Consider the following 19,307-nt stretch of genomic DNA (forward strand, 5'->3'; position numbering starts at 1 on the left):
GCAGAACAGCGGTTTTTGGTACCGTTAGTTGAGGTTCGAGTCCTTGCGGGGCAACTAGACATACAAACCTTTATTTCACTTGAAGTAAAGGTTTTTTTTATGGAAAAATTCTAAAAAACATTCTAATTTTTCTATAAAAAATCGTATCTTAATAAATATTTATATTTTTTTACTTTCCTTTTGAATAACAGGTTATTTAGAAATGTTTTTTCAATCAGACTGAAAAAAGCGTATTTTTAATGTCGGATATATTAGAAAAGAAGTGCGAACAGTTTTATTTTGAGCAGAGACTGTTTTTTTGATAAAAAAGGAATCGTTTTTGAATTATTTTGAAATAATATGGGTTGAGTAATTGAATTTGAAGGAGTTAGAAATAGCAATCAACTACCTTAATTAAACAAAACCCTTAGTTAATTGATTTATATTATTAGATATTGGATAAAATTATGTTAGACCACAATGAATTTCAAGTAAATAATTTAAGTAAAGGATTTTATCCTGTCTTTACTAAATTTTTTAGTGGTTTTTCTTTATTTGATAGTCTATTTAACTCAAAAAATACGCTTCAAATTCAGTTTTCTAATTTTTTGGAGGAAAAAAACTCTATAACCACAGGAAAAAATCACACAGAACAACCAACTGGTGGAAGTGAGCAATCTTTTTTTGTTCAACTTTCAGATAATTTTGGTCTTGATAATGTTCTTCCAAGAGATTTTGATACATATAAACGATATTTTGTAGCCTTGAGAGCAAACTTTTAGTGTTAGCTGTTGAGGTTTTTTATTTACCAGCTTTTTTATAAAAAAATCAGACACAAAAAGCTGTTTTAAAACGAATTTATACCTTTTCAAACCATATTATCCCATAATTATTATGAGCAAATTAAATAAACTTCCAGTATTCAAAGAAACAGTATATTTGATATTAGACGGAGAAGCATCACACAGAGAAGAAGCAGAATTTATGAAATTTATAGCCACTTCAAGATGGCACAGAGAATACTTCGAAAACGAAAAGCAATTACATACGCTCATTCAGAAAAGCATAGAACGCCAACCAATGCCGTTCAACTTACAAGAACTCATACAAAGTCAAGTTCAAGAGGAATACAATAAAAATACAGAAGAAGAAAAAGTCAGAAATAATAAATAGAAATATTATAACAACGCAAAAAAACTCTTAATTCAAATTATAATTTACTGAATTAAGAGTTTTTTATTCTTTAACTTTTTGGCTCTACTGAACTTTCTAGCAGAAAATAACTTATGCTTCACTTCTACGGAGCTGACATTTTTAGACATTTTCTCCATCTACCAATGGAAAGCTCTTACAGAGCTATTTTGTAGCCTCATTAGAAGCAAGCCACTGGTAGAAATAAATCAAATTATGTTGTAATTGAGTTCCATAGGAACGAGCCTAATTATCCATAATAAATCAGTTTGAAGAACCAATAATAAAAATATTATTCTTTATTTCCTTAAATCCTCCTCTTTAATAGCAAGAGAATACAAATCTTTTCCATCCTTATCTTTATACGTAATTTTCAATACTCTTGACTTTCGTTTGCCTTCTATTTCAATAACTGCATAGTTGTGCTTTTTAGCAATGAAAGAATCCTTGAGAGCTGTCGGATTTTCGTCCTTATAACGAGAAGAAGAACCTGCCGTTAGTGAAGATGATGTAAAATCATACAAGGGATAATTATTTTCTCTTTCCATTTTTGTAATTACGCTATGATGACGGTCGCCAGTAAGGAAAATTACACCTTCAATATTTTGCTCTGCAATCGCATCTAAAAGCCTTTTACGTTCCTCTGAATACGTAGCATAATTTTCAAAAATAGCACTCTCATTCAATACTTGCGCTCCCATTACTACAAACTTAAAGGTAGCATGGCTAGAAGCTAACGACTCAATAAGCCATTGTACTTGCTTCTCACCCAAATAATCTTTGTTTTCAGCTTCATAATCTTGAGACTGTCTGAATGTTCGATTGTCTAGCATAAAAAATTGAGCATCTCCCCACGAAAAAACACTTACAATATCATTTCCTCCCTCTATTTGATTGGTATTCTGATTGCTCCAAAAAAGATTGAAGGCTTCTGTTGTGATGTCTTTGTTCCAAAATGTATAATCAGAGTCATTTGGTCCAAAATCGTGGTCGTCCCAAGTAGCATAATTATGAACTGTTCCTAAAAGAGGTTGCATTTCTGGCAGCGAACGAGTGTGCGTATAACGGTGCATAATGCCCGAACGACTGCCCCAGTCTGGTTCACGTAAGTAGGTATTATCTCCTCCCCACACCATAAAATCTATATTTTCCTTATAAATTGAAGTAAAAATTTCATATTCACTTCCATATCCATCCCCAGCTCGGTCGTCATTTTTTTCATTCACATAGGTACAAGAACCAAATGCAAATTTTATTTTTGGTGGGTCAGTACGCCACTTCCAAAGCACTTGAGTTTGACATTTCAAATTATATTCAAAAGGAATTTCTTTACCATCTATAATGACTTTGTACTCATATTTTGTAGAATGTTCTAGGTAAGGCAGTACTGGTTTGGCTACAAAAGCTGTCAGAGCGTTGGTTTCGATAGGCTCTGTAAGTTGAAAAGCAGTACCTGAAATAGTTTCGCCTGTAGATAAGTTCATCGTAGGACGGTAAGCAATCTGTACTTTTGCAGCTTTTTTTGTCTGTACCCACAATCCAATTTCTTTCATTTCAGAATAGCCTACCATAGGTCCTGACTGAATGAGTTCTGATTTTAAATTGTCTTGAGCAAAAGAATAAGAAGGTAAAAAGACCAAAAGACAACAAAACAAGCAAGCAACTGAAATTATATTGGGAATTTTTCTTGTGTCAAAATTCATTTTGAAAAGATTTTATGTAATGAGATATTATTTTGAACGTAAAAATACATATCTTTTCAAGAATGAACGGATAAATTTACTTTAATAAATCTTTATTTTAATGGTCATTCGTTGCTGTTACAATTTTACAGATAACTTGGTCTAACGACTCTACTTCGTGTTGCAAATGGTTTAAATAGTGTAGTATATACTCTTGATTTATTTCTATTTTAATCAAATTCATTAACCCTAGGATAGTAGCAACTGGTCTTCTGACTTCATGAGATTGTTGCCAAGCAATTTCTTTGAGGCGTTCGTTTTGTTCTTGTATCTTGATTTCCTTCTGTTTCCTTTCTGTAATATCAATAACCATCAAAACAAAAGATTCTATTTCTTCTGCTTCGTCTTTTATAGGAGATATTTTCGTCAAATATACTCGCTCTTTGTAAGTTACTTCATACGAGATAGACAACCCTCGCCAAACTTTAGGTATAACTTCTTGAAGTCTGCGATATAATCTAGGCAAAATCATTGCGCTGACGTGTTTTCCAAAAAATTGCTTTGGGTCAATATCATACACTTTGTAACCTTGCCCGCCTGTATAAAGAACGGTCAAGTTTTTATCTATTAACGATATTGAGCCATCTGGAAAGTTTTGAGCAAGAATATCCAGATTTTGTTGAAGTGTTTTTGCTGTTTGTTGTATTTCTCTATGTTGAGTAATATTTTCTACACTATGTGATATGCCAATGATATTTTGTTTTTTGTCATAGACAGGAAATAGTATAAATCTCCACCAATTCTTGTTGTCATGCTTTTCAATTTCTATCCTTTTTCCTTGCAAAACCTGCTGATAATATCCTTCAAATTCACTTCTGTATCTAGGCAAAACAAAATCTAATGCAGCATCATATTTTTTTGGAACTCTATCAAATATTTTCTTACAAATGCTTCTAACCATTTTATTACTATAAATAATTTTCAAATCATTATCTATAAAACTCTTTGCATAATTACTACTCTCATAAATAGAATCTAATATATTAAGTGTACTTTCTTGCTCTTTTATGGCTTCTATCGCTGAAAGGCGAAGTTCTAACTGCTCTGTAACTAAATATGCCAATGATTTGAGTCTCTCTTGTTCCTTTGCCGTAAGACGGCGAGGCTTTTTATCAATGATACATAATGTACCTAAGCTATACCCTTCTTTTACACGAATAGGAACTGCAGCATAAAAACGTAGTCCAAACTCTCCTCTTACTAAAGAATTATTTAATGTTGCAGGATTTTCAATCGCATTTTGTATCTCATAAAATTCGTCTGCGAAAATAGCAGATGAGCAAAGCCCTGTTTCTTTGGGCATCTCTCTTATATCTAACCCTTGAGCAGATTTAAACCAAACTCTATCTTCATCAACTAAAGAAATAATAGAGATAGGAACATCAAATAAGTCTGCAACGAGGCTTGTAATTTTATCAAAAGCTCCATCTTTAGGAGTATCCAATATTTGATATTTTTTCAAAGTACTCAAACGCTTTTGCTCATAGTCTGTATCTACATAAAACATTATAATGGTAATATTTTTAGAAAAAAAATAATAGATTTTATAAGTATTTTCATTTAACGAAACAAACCAACATTTTGTTTTACAAACTCATTAAAACAAAATCAATATTATTTATCAATTTTTTAATACAAAAAAGAAAATAATAGAAATAACCACAAACAGAAAATATAAATATTAATTTTTGAATTATTTACAGAAACAAAACCTTTATTTTTTCAATACTTTAAAATTTACTGAGTATTATGAGAAATTTTGAGGTCATGCCTTGAAATTGTAAAATATCTTTCAGATTCGTAACTTTGCATGTTATTGTAGCACAACACTATACTGACATTTTGGCATCTTGTTAAGCAATAGACTGTTTTTTCTTATCAATTTTGAAAAAATGAAAGGCTTTGCTCTATTTTTGACTTAACACATAAAACATCATAAGCCATAGCTGCTTCGTATAAACAGCTCATAATTAGCAAATAATACAGAACTATATAAAATACTATGTTTAATTCAATTACAAATGTGGTTGCTAAAGTTTTCGGTACAAAATCGGAGCGAGACCGCAAGAAACTTATTCCTTACGTAGAGCAAGTAAATAAAGAATATAAAGAACTTCACGGACTGACAGATGAGGAGTTGAGAGAAAAAACTCGTAGCGTAAGAGCAGAGATAAAAGAATATACTTCAGAGATAGATAATGAAATAGCGACGCTCAAGCAGCAAATTGCAGACGACCCAGAAATGGACATCAGTACGAAGGAAAAAATATTTGTACAAGTAGATAAATTAGAAAAAGACAGAAACGAAAAGCTAGATGAAATATTAGACAAAGTATTGCCTTTAGTATTTGCTATTGTAAAAGACACAGCCAGACGTTGGACAGAAAATAAAAAAATTACGGTAAAAGTTACTGACCACGACCGTAGAATTATTCAGAAAAGACAAGCAGAAGGTCGCTTCAATGATGAAATAGAAATTAGTGGAGAAGGAGATAATGCAACTGTTACATGGCACAACAAATGGATGGCTATGGGACAGGAAGTAAAATGGGAGATGATTCACTACGATGTTCAGATTATGGGTGGCGTAGTTCTCTACCAAGGTAGGATTTCAGAAATGGCGACAGGTGAGGGTAAAACATTGGTGGCAACGCTTCCAGCCTTCTTGCGTGGTTTGTCTGGAAAAGGTGTACATGTAATTACGGTAAACGACTATCTAGCAAAACGAGATTGTGAGTGGGTTGCTCCAATTTTTGAGTTCCACGGAATGAATGTTGATTGTATTGACAAACATCATCCAAACACAGAAGCACGTCGAAGAGCTTACGAAGCCGATATTACTTACGGAACAAACAATGAGTTTGGTTTTGATTATTTGCGTGATAATATGGCTCGTGATACAGAAGAACTCGTACAACGTGGTCATTATTTTGCTATGATTGATGAGGTAGATTCTGTTTTGATTGACGATGCTCGTACGCCTCTTATTATTTCAGGTCCTGTACAGAATGCAGGAACACAAGAATACGATATTTTTAAACCTCGTGTAGAAAAATTGGTAGGACTTCAAAGAAAACTAGCACAAGATTTCTTGAAAGAAGCCAAACAAAAAATTAAAGACGGTAAGGAAGCAGAAGCAGGCTTATCACTTTTTAGAGCTTACCGAGGACTTCCAGAATACAAGCCTTTGATTAAGTTTTTGAGTGAGCCAGGAATGAAGGCATTGCTTCAAAAAACAGAAAACGAATATTTGGCAGACAATGCTCGTCGTATGCCAGAAGCAGATGAACCTTTGTATTTCTTTGTAGAGAAAAAGCAAAACAAAGTTCAACTCACAGAAAAAGGAACACAAGCTATCACAAAAGACGGCGAAGACCCACGTTTCTTTGTACTTCCAGATGTAGCAACACAAATTGCACGCATAGACAATGCAAAAGACTTGGAAGACAAACAAAAATTAGAAGCCAAAGAGAAACTTCTTACAGACTATACCAACAAAACATCTCGTATCCATACCGTAACACAGCTTTTAAAAGCCTACACGCTTTTTGAAATTGATGTAGATTATGTAGTGATGGACAACAAGGTAAAGATTGTAGATGAGAAGACAGGTCGTATTATGGACGGTCGTCGTTACTCTGATGGACTACACCAAGCCTTAGAAGCCAAAGAAAGTGTTGAGATTGAAGACCCAACTCAAACCTATGCAACTGTTACACTTCAAAACTACTTCCGTATGTATTACCGTCTTTCTGGTATGACAGGTACGGCAGAAACAGAAGCAACAGAGTTTTGGGAAATCTACAAGCTAGATGTTGTTATTATTCCTACAAACCGTCCGATTCAGAGAGACGACCGTCAGGATAAGATTTTCCGTTCGGTACGTGAAAAATACAACGCTGTAGCTGATGAAATTCAAGATTCTGTAAAGGCAGGAAGACCAGTGCTTGTAGGTACAACTTCGGTAGAAAATTCAGAGATTTTGAGCCGTATGCTCCAAATGCGTAAGATTCCACATGAAGTTTTGAATGCCAAGCAGCATCAAAAGGAAGCAGAAATTGTAGCCAAAGCAGGAGAATCTGGACACGTTACGATTGCAACCAACATGGCAGGACGTGGAACAGATATTAAACTATCTCCAGAATCAAGAAAAGCTGGAGGATTGGCAATTATCGGAACAGAACGCCACGATTCTCGCCGAGTAGATAGACAGTTACGTGGTCGTGCAGGTCGTCAAGGAGATGTGGGTATTTCACAGTTCTTTGTTTCTTTGGAAGACCAACTAATGCGTATGTTTGGTTCTGACCGTATCGCCAAAATTATGGATAGATTAGGCTTAGAGGAAGGCGAAGTAATTCAGCACTCTATGATTACGAAATCTATCGAAAATGCACAGCGCAAGGTAGAAGAAAATCACTTTGGTTCTCGTAAAAACCTATTGGAATATGATGACGTGATGAACCAACAAAGAGAGGTTATCTATAAGCGTCGTCGTAATGCACTTTTTGGAGAGCGTTTAGAGCTTGATATTATGCTCATCTTTGCAAAAGTAGCAGACCAATTAGTAAAAATTTATAAAGGAGATTACGAAACATTCCATTTGGAAGTATTCTCATTGTTGGGGGTTCAGACACAGATTACAAAATCTGAATTTTCATCGCTCAATGATACTACTATTGCAGACCGTTTGTATGAAGAGGCTTACACAGCATATCGTCAGAAAAACAAAGATATTGCTGAAAAAGTAATTCCTATTTTAGAAAATATACATCAAGGACAGCCAAATGCAAGAGAGATAATCATTCCGATTACCGACCAACGTAGAATGGTTCAGATGCCAGTCAATATTCAAGAGACTATTGAGAAAAAAGGTGCAAATTTAGTGGCTACATTGGAACAGACAATGGTACTTTCTATCATTGATAATCTTTGGAAAGAGCATTTGAGAAATATGGACGATTTGAGACAGCAAGTTCAGATGGCTCGTTTCGAACAAAAAGACCCATTGGTTATCTATAAAATGGAGGCTTTTAAGCTTTTCCGTTCTCTTTTAGATGAGATTAATCAAGAGATTACTTCTTTCCTTTCTCGTGCTAAACTTCACGAACCAGACCCAGAAGAATTACAGGCTCTACAAAATGCTCAACGCAGACAGTTAGAAATGAGACAACGCCAAGAGCAAGAAGCAAGAAAGCAAATGGCAGCTAACCGTACAGAAGACGTAGATACAACTAGCGATAATGAAAAAGCACATGGAACACAGCAAAATGTTGCTCCAACTGCTCCTAGAACGGTAGCCAAAGAACCGGGAAGAAACGATGTAGTTACAGTGCGTTATCAGAACGGACAGGTAAAACAGGCAAAATACAAAAGTGTAATGTCTGATGTTCGTAGTGGAAACTGTGTAATTATCTAATCAAATAGAAATATAGTTCTTAGTTAAAAAGCAACTTCATTTTTTGGAGTTGCTTTTTTTATGAAATATTCTGTACTATTTTAGAATTATTGGCAAACCTTAGTTACAGTGATTCACGTAAGTTTATTCAAACCTAGTCCAAACACAAAGTCCATTTTCATGCTAATTTTTCTTGTTATAATTAGTTCTATTATTTTCACTCTACTTGTTATCACAAGCATTATATTTATTATTTTTAACCGTAAAACGGAATTTCAACTATTTTTAAAAAGTATTTTTTCAAGAGTATGGATTTCTCCTGTTTATCTTTTTTCATACCCTAAACATAAAGCTAAAATAAAACAGATAGTTTCTGACTTCATGTATCTTTATAAATTAGGTGTTATAGTTAAAATTACAGAAATAGAAAATTGGTACTATGGCTCTGAAGATTTAACCTTATTATATGTGTTACTTATAGGAGAGAGAATAAAATACGAGAGAAGTAAGAAAAAAAGAGAGTATTTATACAATAAAAATCCATTCTTCAAATATGACGAAGATGATGTGTTTGTTTTTCGCCATAACTATGAACAGACGTATATAGTAAATTCTATTTTTGAAAAAAATGAGGAACAAAGTCTATGTGTATATATTGAATGTACTTCTAGAACTAATATTACTAGTGTCGTTGATAGAGTTGCAAAAGGCTTTCCACTACAAGGAACTTTAAAGGTTGATATTTTAAATCTTATCTATGAGGATTTTGGAAAAATAAACCTTTTTGAAACATTAATACATAGAAAAAAAGAAATAGAAGTTCTCTTAAATGAAAAAATTGACAAGAAAAAATATGCTTTTGATATTGAGACTATATCTGTGAATATAGAAAATACAGACGAAGTCACTACATTTTTAAATAATTCTGAAAAACTTTTTAATAGAGACTTTATTCATGATTTTTCTCATATAAATCCACCATTTATCTCTGCATACCTTGGTAAAAAAAACAGATTACGAATAGAAAGTAAACAAACATAATTTATAAGTATTGTTTTTAATTTCTTTTCTAAAAAGATATGTATTACTTAATTACTCTTCCTCATCTTGTAAAGGAGTAAATTGGTTCTTTCTTGCAGCCATACTCTGTTCTATGTGTTCTACTATTTTTGAAGCAATATCTACTTTGGTTGCCGTTTCGATACCCTCCAAACCAGGGGAAGAATTTACTTCCAATATCAAAGGACCACGAGAAGATAGCAGAATATCTACACCAGCCATAGACAAATCCATTGCTTTGGCAGCTTTTATAGCTGTTTGTTTTTCTACTTCTGAAAGCTCTATAACTTCACTTTTACCTCCTCTATGAAGATTCGAACGAAATTCTCCCTCTTTCCCTTGTCTTTTCATAGAACCTACTACTTTTCCAGCCACAACAAAGGCACGCACATCTGCCCCTCCAGCTTCTTTGATAAATTCTTGAATCAGAATATTTTCCTTCAATCCAGAAAAGGCTTCAATAGTTGATTTAGCCGACTGTTCTGTATCTGCTAATACTACTCCTAATCCTTGAGTTCCTTGTAAAACCTTTATAACGACTGGCGTTCCTCCTACTTCATTGAGAAGCATATCCACTTCTGCATTTTTTGGATATTTTGCAAATACTGTTTTAGGTATGCCTACATCTGTTTTTGAAAGCAATTGAAGACTACGAAGTTTGTCTCTAGACTGTAAAATACTTTGAGAACTATTTACACTAAATGTGCCCTGCATTTCAAATTGACGTACCACAGCCGTTCCAAGATACGTAACAGATGCCCCAATTCTAGGAATGATAGCATCAAAATGAGAAAGCAATTTCTTTCTATGAAAAATTTGAGGACTTCCCTCTTCCATTCGAAAATGGCATTTCGTATGATTGATAACAAAGGCTTCGTGTCCTTTTTGCTCAATGGCTTCTACAAGTCTTTTTGTAGAATATAAATTCTTATTTGTAGAGAGAACTGCTATTTTCATTATATATATTTTTATTTTTTCATCTTTGGTAGAGGCAATAAATATTTATGAGCGCAATCTACTAAGAAACGTCCACTCAAAAGTTTTCTACCAAGTAAAATAGGATAACGCATATTTCCACGATTAGTTAGAGTAAAGTCAGTTTTATAATCACTTCTACCAATACGTATAGGGGTGCGTATTTTATAACGAGTTTGTGTAATTCCGTTTGAGCTACGTACTTTTTTCTGTGAAAATTCCTCTAAGCGATATTCTTTGTCTTGGTAACTTTCGTGTGTGGGGTCTAAGATGGAAAAGCACAACAACTGTTTTCCGTCTTCTTCTTCTATTCTTATATTATGACAATGCAATGAAGAAGTATATGCACCTGTATCTGTTTTTGCATCTATTGAAGGCACTCCCAAATCGGTTAGTCCTACTTCTTCTACTCTTCCAATAATTTCCATATTGCTTTTTTATTGATAAAAATTTCAAGTTTAGAATCTAAAAATAACCATTTTGTTTAGTTTTATAGAAACTTATTTTCTTGGAAGGTAATTTTTCAGTTTTTGACTTTGCACTAAAAAAACAGATAGAGTACTGGACATCAATAGGTATTTGCTGTTCTGTGAGCCACAGAACAGGGAAAAAATACCGTTGTTGGTGTTTAAGCGTAGCGACACCAACAACTTTTTATCTCATGTCCAGTACTCTAAAAAACAGATATATTTCTCTTGTTTAGTTTCAAATGCAATGGTATAGCATAATATCAATAGAACAATAGAAATTGACTTCTATAATTTTTACTCTTTCATTCGATTTTATTAAATTCGGTAAACCATTGTCTTTTAACTATAAAAATATTATATCATGGCTAGAATACATTTATTTGAGTTTGAAGACCAAAAATGGTTTCCTACTTTTTTGAGAAATTATGGAACAGATTTTTTACAGTTTTTATCGAATAAAACTAAAATGTATAAACCCATAATTCCTCTTATTGAAAATCTAATTTCAAAAAATCAAACCAATCAGATTATTGACCTTGGCTCAGGAGGAGGAGGAGGATTAATTTGGTTAAATGAGGCTTTAAAGAAAAATAACCCTCATTTGAAAATTATTTTAACAGACTATTATCCAAATATCACAGCTTTCGAACACACAAAAAGTGTCGCTAAAAATTTTGATTATATACCTACCTCAGTAGATGCAAAAAATGTTCCTCAAGATTTGAAAGGAGTTCGAACACAATTCTTATCATTTCATCATTTTAAACCTATTGAAGCGAAGCAAATATTACAAAATGCTGTAGATGCAGAGCAATCAATTGCAATATTTGAAGCTCAAGAAAGAACTATTCCGAGCATATTAGCGATGCTTTTTTCTCCGATTACGGTTTTATTAGTTACCCCATTTATAAGACATTTTAGTATTGGAAGAATTATTTTCACCTATTTTATTCCTATTGTTCCATTATTTGTGTTATGGGATGGTGTAGTTTCTTCACTACGTACATATTCTGTGAAAGAAATGACTCAGCTTGTAGAAGAATTGAATAACAAAGAGAGTTTTGATTGGAAAATAGACCGAATAAAATCAGGTCCAGGAAGTATCTTATATTTGATTGGCACCAAGAAATAGTTTTTTTGCTGCTCTTTTTTCCTATTAAAAAACAGCAAACTTTTTTAGCTTTACACAAATTCATTTTCGAAATTCTATTCAAGAAACTATTTTCTAAAGAAACTTAGCTATGTCAATAAAAATATTCTCTTTCTCATCCGTTAGAACACTAATAATATTGCTTTGCTTTATTTCTTTTAGCTGTCAAACAAAAAATAATCAAATAAGTAAAAATAGCAATTCTGATAGAATACACGACGACCTTAAAGACAAACTAGAGAGTGATATAAATATAGAAGAACAAGCTCAACAAAGTGTCAATTTAGAAGATGACAAACAAAACTTTGATGCTTTTATGCGTATTCGGAGTTCTGTAGAAGGTTTAGACAGTTCCAATCAAGCTAAGGAAAGTACCTATTACTGGGAAGGAAACATTTATTCATTCATTAATGGAGAAAAAAGTAAAAAATTAATGGGAATGAAAGGGTTCAGTATGTCCAGATGGATAAAGACCGATTCTTCTAGGCAGCTTCTGACAAGAGAAGTCGCTCTATATACCGACCCAAAAACTGGAGAAATTTTAGAAAAAATGAAGAATCCATTTTTAGATAAAAATGCAGATTCTATAACTGTAATCCACGTGTGGAACAATCCAGTAAACCAACGTTTTCCTTATTATATAAACGAAAAAAATCCAGAAGAAAGCTATGTTTATGGAATTCCTTATAGCAACTTAGGAGAAGATATGGTTTGTTTTTATGCAGATATTTTCTTGGCTTACCCATCACTCATTACTCGCAAAGAGTTTCCAAACAATGTTCAAAGCGATTTGTATCAAGGTGCAGAGCTTTTCCAATTTTTCGTTCGAAAAGACGACGTAGAAAATCCAATGCTTACCGACATTCCAGCTACAATTTCTTGGACACGTATAGGACAGTGGCTGCCATTTATGGAAATGGGCGATAGAGACGGAAACCTAGTCTATCAGTGTAGAGGGTATAAAATTTTAGAAGGCTTTGAAGGCTTGCCACAAGATGTGAAAGGCTACGTTTTAGAAAAACAGCCTATTTTTCAGCACGCACCGACAGAATACACACAACCCAATGAAACTAGTTGGTCGTATTTTAAGAAAGTAAAAATTAAAAATTAAAAATTTACTTGTATCAGATTTACTTTATTTTTCTAGAAGTCAGTTTAGTATTACAAATTACTTTTTTTGTAGTGATATTAAAACTGTTTTTTTACAAAAAAAAATCAAAGTTACCTTCTCAAAAATCTGTCTCTGTTGTAATTGCTGCTAGAAATGAGGCTCATAATTTAGAAAAAATACTTACTTCTATTTTTCAACAGAGTTATCAAAATTTTGAATTGATTGTAGTAAACGACCGTTCGGAAGATAATTCATTAAAGATTTTAAAAAAATTTGAAGTAGAAAATCCTACTAAAAATTTCGCTGTTATTTCTATAAAAGACAAACCTCAAAACTGGAACGGAAAAAAATATGCTCTCCAAAAAGGAATAGAAACTGCTCAAAATGAAATCATACTGCTTACTGACGCTGACTGCTTACCAAAAAACAAATTTTGGATAGAAAAAATGGCTGATTCTTTTGATGAAAATACAAATACAGTCGTTGGAATTTCATTGTATGAAAAAAGTAAGAATCCTTTTTTAAACTGGTTTATCCAAAACGAAACACTCATTACAGCACTTCAATATATTTCCTTTGCCAATATCGGAATGGCATATATGGGCGTGGGGAGAAACCTAGCATATAAGAAAAATCTTTTTTTCAGTCAAAATGAAAAAATAACAAAGCCGTTGTTAGTATCCCCACCAACGACAATATTTAAAAAAATATCTTCAAAAACTGGAGGCGATGATGATTTAATTTTTTCAGAAAAACGTTTTTATAAAAATGTAAATATATGTTTAGAAGGACAAACTAAAAGTCAAGCTCCTCAAACTTTTCAAGAATGGATAAAACAAAAACGCAGACATTTGGCTGTCGGTGTACAATATTCATTTCGACAAAAAGTTATTTCTAGCATTTATCCATTGAGTATTATTTCTTGGTATGCTGCCATTTTTGGATTTTTGATACAAGGGTTTTATGAAGTTTTAGGCTTTGAACTGCTTCGCCAGTTGTTTTTTTTCAGTATTTTGCGTATATTTTGTAACCAAATTCAAGATAATTCCGTTTTAGTCCGTTTTATAAAAGAAAAGTTTTGGAAAGGTTTTCTCAAAGACTTTTTTACTCGTTTTTTTGGTTTTGAAATCGTATTTATTTTTTATTATTTCGTGGTGGGAATGGGAGCAACTTTTTTTCCTCCTAAAAAGTGGAAATGATTTTGAATTAGAAAAATCATAAAAAACGTGTCAAAATGACCTTTTCTTACCTACTTCTTGTTTATGGATTGAAAATAGCTAAGTAAAAATAGATAACAATACGAGTAGTTACCAATCATACAAAAGCATTTATTTATACCTCTATTGATGAAAGATAATAAAAACACCTCCGAAAATTCAGAAGAAAACAAAAAACCTTTGGCAAATGCTGACAATAAAGAATTTTCAGATAAAGCACTCAAAGACTTTGATTTGATAGATTTGGCAGTAAAAGGCGACCAACAGGCGTATGCTGAACTGATGAATCGTTATAAAAATTCGGTGTATTTTATGCTTCTCAAGATGGTAAAAAATACGGACGATGCAGAAGATTTGACCGTTGAAGCCTTTACAAAAGCCTTTAAAAGTCTCAAAAAATTTAAAAAAGAATATACTTTCAGTACATGGCTTTTCCGTATTGCAACCAATAACTGTATTGATTTTATTCGTAAGAAAAAATTAGAAACCCTTAGTCTTCATACGCCGTACAAAAACGATTCGGGCGAGCAGATTCAGATGGATGTTCCAGATAAAAATCTTACACCACAAGAAGAAGCTATCCGAACACAAAAAATAGAAATTATTAGAGATTTTGTTGACCAACTCCCACCAAAGTATAAAAAATTGGTAGAGCTTCGCTACTTCGATGAGCTTTCGTATGATGAAATTGCAACAGAGTTAGATGCTCCTTTGGGAACAGTAAAAGCACAGCTTCACAGAGCAAGAGAGCTTATGTATGACCTTGTAAAAAACAAGCGTGATGTTATTTAGATAGAAAACTATTTCTAGTATTTATAAAAAATTAATCCCTAAGATTTGATAAAAGTCTTAGGGATTCTTGATTTATTTTACGGCTACTGTATTTTCCTCATACTTAGACGGACATTTCAAAAGAATATCACTTACCACAAATTGCTCATTCTCATATTTTCCAATCACAACCACTTTTTCAGAACGTTTGAAATCTGTCATTGAAGGTGGAGGTGTACTGGTAATAACACGCTGCTTTTTACCTTTTTCATCTACAAGTTGAAAAGCCATAAAATTAGCATCTGCAACAGGATTGTATTCAATTCCCATTACTTCACCACTTGCATCTCTAGGAAGTTCGCCTACAACATGAATTTTGTTATCATTACCATCTTTAGCAAGAGAAAGAGCTGTATCAAAATCTACGTACTGACTGGCATTTTCACTAGAACTGACAAAAATTCCGATACCCACAGCAATAATAATAAGAACAATGATATGTGAAAGTTTCATAGTTGAATCAATTACGGATTAGAAAATAAGCGAAGCTAACTGATTATTAGTTTAGAGTTTGTTTAATTTTTTGTTTTACTAGCAAAAATGAGAAACTTTTTGACTTATCAAGGCATTTTTTGAGAAGAATAGCGAGCTATTTGACGAAAAATAACGTAGATACAGACTAAAATTTACCATTTGTAGCTCAAAGAAATAATTTTAAACAAGCTCTTATCTTATAGCCTCTTTTAACGATGAACAGTATAAGAGAGTTGTTTTATTTTTTTGTTAAAGCACTTTATGTGTTTTGCCTTTATCTGCAAAAACTAAGTCTTCCAATTTTTTTACTTTGCGTTCTGTTGCTACTAAAAAAACAACGATTCCAGCAAAAATAGTTGTCAAAACAGCTACCACAACATAGATTTTCCCATCTGCTCTGAATGTATCAGCCATTTCAACTTCTGTATTTTCATAATCTCGCTGCGTAACAGGAATTTTTCCATTTTTTGTTTGTTCTGTATTTTCAGTTTGTGCCATTACAGCTAAAGGTGAAAAAGCAAAAGAGAAAAGAAGTAGAAGGAAATATATATTTTTCATAGTGATTGATGTAACTCAGACTTCTAGTCTGTGTAAAAGATTATTTATTTATAAACAGGCTGGAAGCCTATCTTACAAGTTTAACCAAAAAGAGTTTTGTATTCTATTCTTCGCATTCTGACACGAAGCTGTGCCACCCAAACTCCTAAAAGTGTCCAGCCAATGATGGCAATGTAGAATACTTTTTTCAAATCATTATCATAGTCATACGCACTAAAAGCTGGATTTCCCTCTGCCCCTGGGTGCAATGAGTTTACTAATCTTGGCAAAATATAAATGAGTGGAATATAAGTAGCAAAAGCAAAAATATTGAAGACTGCGCTTATTCTGCCTCGTTTTTCATCGTCTGGCAGTGCGCTGCGTAAGAGCAAATAGCCAAAATAAATGAGAAGAGCAATAGCAGAAGCATTTTGTTTGGGGTCGCCACTCCAAAACTGTCCCCACGTAAATCTTGCCCACCACATTCCTGTCAAGATTCCCAAAACACCAAAGGCAATTCCAGAATTAGCAAGCTCTACAGCCCAATCGTCATGTTTTGGATTAGACGTTTTGAGATACATAATTGAATAAATCACAGAAGCAAGCAGCATCAAGACCATTCCAAACCACATTGGAACGTGAAAGAAAAGATTTCGAATAGTTTCGTTGAGAATATTGAGCCTTGGCACTTGAATTAAAAGCCCTCCAATAATTGTATAAAAGAGAATAATAACACAAGCAACTTTCCACCAATGTTTTTTGAGTAAATCCATAATGTAGAATATGTAGAACATTCTGTTAGAATGTACATAAAATAATTTTTTGCAAAATTACAACTCAAAACACCAAAGAACAAAAATAGACAGACAAAAGAAAGGCTAAAAGTTTATAAAAACAGAAAATAAAGCGCATAAAAAAGCCGTTGCACATCATTCCGATAGTGCAACGGTAAAATTTTAGTTTTGTCAGAAAGCCCCCTCTCCGAAAATAACTAAATGAAAGCCTTTAAATATTTATACTCTAAAAATACTACTTAGGTTTCAAAAAAACAACTTCTGACAAATAAATATTTTATTCTGATTCAGAATTTATTAAAAACACACTAAATCACTTGTTTACAAAGATTTACAAATAAAATAAGATTAATAACAACTTAAAAAAGTTGCACTATTCTATCAAAAAATTTCATATTAAATTAAAAAAATAGCAAAAAACAGGCTACATTTGTTTCAATTTTGATTTATATACAGAAATAAAATCTAGTAGAGTACTGGACATTAATAGCTATTTACTCTTCTGTGCGTCACAGAACAGGGAAAAGTGCCGTTCGTTGGTATTTTAGTGTAGCAACACCAACAACTTTTTATCTCATGTCCAGTACTCTAAACAATCTAGGCATTGGACAGGCTAGTATAAATCTTATTAAAAATATTTGAAAAAAATTTGTAAAACTGATTTTGAAAGTAAAACAAAAAAATGAAGTGCTACGTTACACTTTTACAATAATTAGGTTGTCGTTTTGGTAAATCAAAAATCAGAGACAATTTCTACAAAAATGAAGCAAACTAACTTGTTTAGTCTGAATAACTTATTACCTTTGCAGCCTTAATTAAGAAAATCAGTTTTAGAGTAGAAAGCTGATGCAAAACTTAAAATTATCTCAACAACATAATTAAATATAAGCCTATGTATTGGACACTAGAACTTGCTTCTTATTTAGAAGATGCCCCTTGGCCAGCGACAAAAGATGAGCTAATCGATTATGGCACACGTACAGGTGCGCCTATGGAAGTAGTAGAAAATTTACAAGACTTGGAAGACGATGGCGAGCCTTATGAAAATATTGAAGAAATTTGGCCAGATTATCCAACAAAAGACGACTTCTTTTTCAATGAAGATGAGTATTAAGAAACACTAATCAGAAAATAATCTGATGTATAAACTCTATTTTGATTACTTTTGTAACAGAATAGAGTTTTTTTTTACGTAAAAGCCTCGTTGATGGCTGCATTTGAGCCTCAACGACGGTTTATAACTTTTAATCAACCGTCAACGAGATTAAAATCGTCGTTGAGGATTTACTGTTATTACATGCAAACTTTACAAAACGACCTACTTTTAAGAACAGCTAGAGGAGAACAAACCGAGCGTGCACCTGTCTGGACGATGCGCCAAGCAGGAAGAATATTGCCAGAATATAGAGAACTACGTGGAAAATTAAGTGGTTTTATCGAACTGGTTACTACGCCACATTTAGCTGCCGAAGTTACGATTCAGCCTGTGGATAGATTAGGAGTAGATGCTGCCATTATTTTTTCAGATATTTTGGTTATTCCAGAAGCGATGGGATTGCCTTACGAAATGGTAGAAAAAGTAGGTCCTCGCTTTCCAGAAACTATCAAAACAGAAGCTGATGTCAAAAAAATGACAACTGACGGAATTGAGGAGAAACTAAACTACGTTACAGAAGCTATTTCAATTACTAAGAAAGAACTCAACGGACGAGTTCCTTTGATTGGCTTTGCAGGTGCGCCCTTCACACTTTTTTGTTATATGATTGAGGGAAAAGGCTCAAAAACATTCTCTAAACCTCGTGGACTTCTCTACGAAAATCCAAAAGTAGCACATCAGTTACTCCAAAAAATTACCGATTCTACAATTACATATCTGAAAGCTCAAATCAGAGCAGGAGCAGATATTGTTCAAGTTTTTGATTCTTGGGCTGGCGTTTTGGGATTGGAACAATACAAAGAATTTAGTTTGAAGTATATTTCTCAAATTGTGGATGCGATAGATGAAGTTCCGACAATTGTTTTTGGAAAAGACCAGCACGCAGCTAGAGCAGATTTTGGAAAGCTAAACTGTAATGTTGTTGGCTTAGACTGGACAATGACGATTGAAGAATCAAGAAAACTCATTGGAGAAGATAAAGTATTGCAAGGCAACCTAGACCCTTGTGTTTTGTACGGTTCGTATGAAAGCATAGAAGCAGAGACAAAGAAAATGCTCTCATCTTTTGGAAAAGGCAAGCACATTGCTAACCTCGGACATGGCGTATATCCAGATTTAGACTTTAGAAAAGTAAAGCATTTTATTGATACAGTGAAGAGTTGGAAATACTGATTTTAATTGATAATTAGTTGATTGCTACTCTACAGTTTCTAGTGTATTGTTTT

The 19,307-nt window shown here is 33.1% G+C and carries 16 protein-coding genes and 1 pseudogene; 10 read left to right on the plus strand and 7 right to left on the minus strand.

The genetic code is table 11. The features are described from left to right. Nucleotides 1-446 precede the first annotated feature (446 nt). Both QZ659_RS08520 and QZ659_RS08525 read left to right on the plus strand, forming a co-directional pair. Nucleotides 447-761 (plus strand): hypothetical protein, encoded by a 315-nt coding sequence (locus QZ659_RS08520; protein WP_291724893.1) that lies wholly within the window; start codon nt 447-449, stop codon nt 759-761. A 112-nt stretch (nt 762-873) separates the two neighbouring features. Continuing rightward, nucleotides 874-1,152, plus strand: a complete 279-nt coding sequence (locus tag QZ659_RS08525) for a hypothetical protein (RefSeq protein WP_291724895.1) — start codon at nt 874-876, stop codon at nt 1,150-1,152. A gap of 317 nt (nt 1,153-1,469) precedes the next feature. Here QZ659_RS08525 and QZ659_RS08530 read toward each other — a convergent pair whose 3' ends face one another. Both QZ659_RS08530 and QZ659_RS08535 read right to left on the minus strand, forming a co-directional pair. Continuing rightward, on the minus strand, nt 1,470-2,873 hold the full coding sequence (locus tag QZ659_RS08530; RefSeq protein ID WP_291724898.1) for an alkaline phosphatase D family protein: 1,404 nt from the start codon (nt 2,871-2,873) through the stop codon (nt 1,470-1,472). A gap of 97 nt (nt 2,874-2,970) precedes the next feature. Further along, nucleotides 2,971-4,419 carry a PAS domain-containing protein gene (locus tag QZ659_RS08535; protein WP_291724901.1) on the minus strand — a complete coding sequence of 483 codons (1,449 nt, stop codon included), beginning with the start codon at nt 4,417-4,419 and terminating at the stop codon, nt 2,971-2,973. Between the two features lie 495 nt (nt 4,420-4,914). Between QZ659_RS08535 and secA the strand changes: the two genes are divergently transcribed. Together secA and QZ659_RS08545 are read left to right on the plus strand one after the other, a co-directional pair. Next, nucleotides 4,915-8,328, plus strand: coding sequence for a preprotein translocase subunit SecA (gene secA, locus QZ659_RS08540; RefSeq protein WP_291724903.1), 3,414 nt, complete (start codon nt 4,915-4,917; stop codon nt 8,326-8,328). A 159-nt stretch (nt 8,329-8,487) separates the two neighbouring features. Next, entirely contained in the window at nt 8,488-9,348 is an 861-nt protein-coding gene (locus QZ659_RS08545) for a hypothetical protein (protein WP_291724906.1), read from the plus strand. 51 nt (nt 9,349-9,399) lie between these two features. Here the strand turns inward: QZ659_RS08545 and rimK are convergent, their stop codons facing one another. Next, nucleotides 9,400-10,323 (minus strand): 30S ribosomal protein S6--L-glutamate ligase, encoded by a 924-nt coding sequence (rimK, locus tag QZ659_RS08550; protein WP_291724908.1) that lies wholly within the window; start codon nt 10,321-10,323, stop codon nt 9,400-9,402. An 11-nt stretch (nt 10,324-10,334) separates the two neighbouring features. Then, nucleotides 10,335-10,769 (minus strand): ATP-dependent zinc protease, encoded by a 435-nt coding sequence (locus QZ659_RS08555; protein WP_291724910.1) that lies wholly within the window; start codon nt 10,767-10,769, stop codon nt 10,335-10,337. A 403-nt stretch (nt 10,770-11,172) separates the two neighbouring features. Here QZ659_RS08555 and QZ659_RS08560 point away from each other — a divergent pair, with 403 nt between their 5' ends. The 4 genes from QZ659_RS08560 (at nt 11,173) to QZ659_RS08575 (ending at nt 15,081) form a co-directional block, all read left to right on the plus strand. Further along, the gene (locus QZ659_RS08560; RefSeq protein WP_291724913.1) at nt 11,173-11,943 is read left to right on the plus strand and encodes a hypothetical protein; all 771 of its coding nucleotides are present in this window, start codon (nt 11,173-11,175) and stop codon (nt 11,941-11,943) included. Between the two features lie 109 nt (nt 11,944-12,052). Continuing rightward, a complete protein-coding gene (locus QZ659_RS08565) occupies nt 12,053-13,072 on the plus strand; it encodes a DUF1838 domain-containing protein (protein WP_291724918.1) in 1,020 nt (339 codons plus the stop codon). Nucleotides 13,073-13,143: 71 nt separating this feature from the next. Beyond that, nucleotides 13,144-14,271 carry a glycosyltransferase gene (locus QZ659_RS08570; RefSeq protein ID WP_291724920.1) on the plus strand — a complete coding sequence of 376 codons (1,128 nt, stop codon included), beginning with the start codon at nt 13,144-13,146 and terminating at the stop codon, nt 14,269-14,271. Nucleotides 14,272-14,418: 147 nt separating this feature from the next. After that, nucleotides 14,419-15,081: an RNA polymerase sigma factor gene (locus tag QZ659_RS08575; protein WP_291724924.1), complete on the plus strand. Its 663-nt coding sequence runs from the start codon at nt 14,419-14,421 to the stop codon at nt 15,079-15,081. A 72-nt stretch (nt 15,082-15,153) separates the two neighbouring features. On the opposite strand, the gene QZ659_RS08580 is transcribed toward QZ659_RS08575, so the two are convergent. The 3 genes and pseudogenes from QZ659_RS08580 to ccsA all read right to left on the minus strand — a co-directional run. Next, complete coding sequence (locus tag QZ659_RS08580; protein WP_291724927.1) at nt 15,154-15,573, minus strand: cytochrome c maturation protein CcmE; 420 nt, start codon at nt 15,571-15,573, stop codon at nt 15,154-15,156. A 270-nt stretch (nt 15,574-15,843) separates the two neighbouring features. Next, a complete protein-coding gene (locus QZ659_RS08585; RefSeq protein WP_291724930.1) occupies nt 15,844-16,152 on the minus strand; it encodes a CcmD family protein in 309 nt (102 codons plus the stop codon). An 80-nt stretch (nt 16,153-16,232) separates the two neighbouring features. Continuing rightward, nucleotides 16,233-16,937, minus strand: a pseudogene (ccsA, locus tag QZ659_RS08590) (cytochrome c biogenesis protein CcsA); the annotation flags it as partial. Between the two features lie 880 nt (nt 16,938-17,817). Between ccsA and QZ659_RS08595 the strand changes: the two are divergent. Next, a complete protein-coding gene (locus tag QZ659_RS08595; protein WP_014797151.1) occupies nt 17,818-18,039 on the plus strand; it encodes a DUF2795 domain-containing protein in 222 nt (73 codons plus the stop codon). Between the two features lie 183 nt (nt 18,040-18,222). After that, the gene (gene hemE, locus QZ659_RS08600; protein WP_291724941.1) at nt 18,223-19,254 is read left to right on the plus strand and encodes a uroporphyrinogen decarboxylase; all 1,032 of its coding nucleotides are present in this window, start codon (nt 18,223-18,225) and stop codon (nt 19,252-19,254) included. Nucleotides 19,255-19,307: the final 53 nt, after the last annotated feature.

Source organism: Bernardetia sp., from assembly GCF_020630935.1.
Taxonomy (GTDB): Bacteria; Bacteroidota; Bacteroidia; order Cytophagales; family Bernardetiaceae; genus Bernardetia.

Excerpts from the sequence above, each read along its gene's own strand:
- QZ659_RS08520 (WP_291724893.1), top strand. The coding sequence starts at position 447 with ATGTTAGACCACAATGAATTTCAAGTAAATAATTTAAGTAAAGGATTT.
- QZ659_RS08595 (WP_014797151.1), top strand. The coding sequence starts at position 17,818 with ATGTATTGGACACTAGAACTTGCTTCTTATTTAGAAGATGCCCCTTGG.
- QZ659_RS08565 (WP_291724918.1), top strand. The coding sequence starts at position 12,053 with ATGTCAATAAAAATATTCTCTTTCTCATCCGTTAGAACACTAATAATA.
- QZ659_RS08535 (WP_291724901.1), bottom strand. The coding sequence starts at position 4,419 with ATGTTTTATGTAGATACAGACTATGAGCAAAAGCGTTTGAGTACTTTG.
- QZ659_RS08585 (WP_291724930.1), bottom strand. The coding sequence starts at position 16,152 with ATGAAAAATATATATTTCCTTCTACTTCTTTTCTCTTTTGCTTTTTCA.
- secA (WP_291724903.1), top strand. The coding sequence starts at position 4,915 with ATGTTTAATTCAATTACAAATGTGGTTGCTAAAGTTTTCGGTACAAAA.
- QZ659_RS08555 (WP_291724910.1), bottom strand. The coding sequence starts at position 10,769 with ATGGAAATTATTGGAAGAGTAGAAGAAGTAGGACTAACCGATTTGGGA.
- QZ659_RS08560 (WP_291724913.1), top strand. The coding sequence starts at position 11,173 with ATGGCTAGAATACATTTATTTGAGTTTGAAGACCAAAAATGGTTTCCT.
- QZ659_RS08575 (WP_291724924.1), top strand. The coding sequence starts at position 14,419 with ATGAAAGATAATAAAAACACCTCCGAAAATTCAGAAGAAAACAAAAAA.
- rimK (WP_291724908.1), bottom strand. The coding sequence starts at position 10,323 with ATGAAAATAGCAGTTCTCTCTACAAATAAGAATTTATATTCTACAAAA.
- hemE (WP_291724941.1), top strand. The coding sequence starts at position 18,223 with ATGCAAACTTTACAAAACGACCTACTTTTAAGAACAGCTAGAGGAGAA.
- QZ659_RS08580 (WP_291724927.1), bottom strand. The coding sequence starts at position 15,573 with ATGAAACTTTCACATATCATTGTTCTTATTATTATTGCTGTGGGTATC.
- QZ659_RS08545 (WP_291724906.1), top strand. The coding sequence starts at position 8,488 with ATGCTAATTTTTCTTGTTATAATTAGTTCTATTATTTTCACTCTACTT.
- QZ659_RS08530 (WP_291724898.1), bottom strand. The coding sequence starts at position 2,873 with ATGAATTTTGACACAAGAAAAATTCCCAATATAATTTCAGTTGCTTGC.
- QZ659_RS08525 (WP_291724895.1), top strand. The coding sequence starts at position 874 with ATGAGCAAATTAAATAAACTTCCAGTATTCAAAGAAACAGTATATTTG.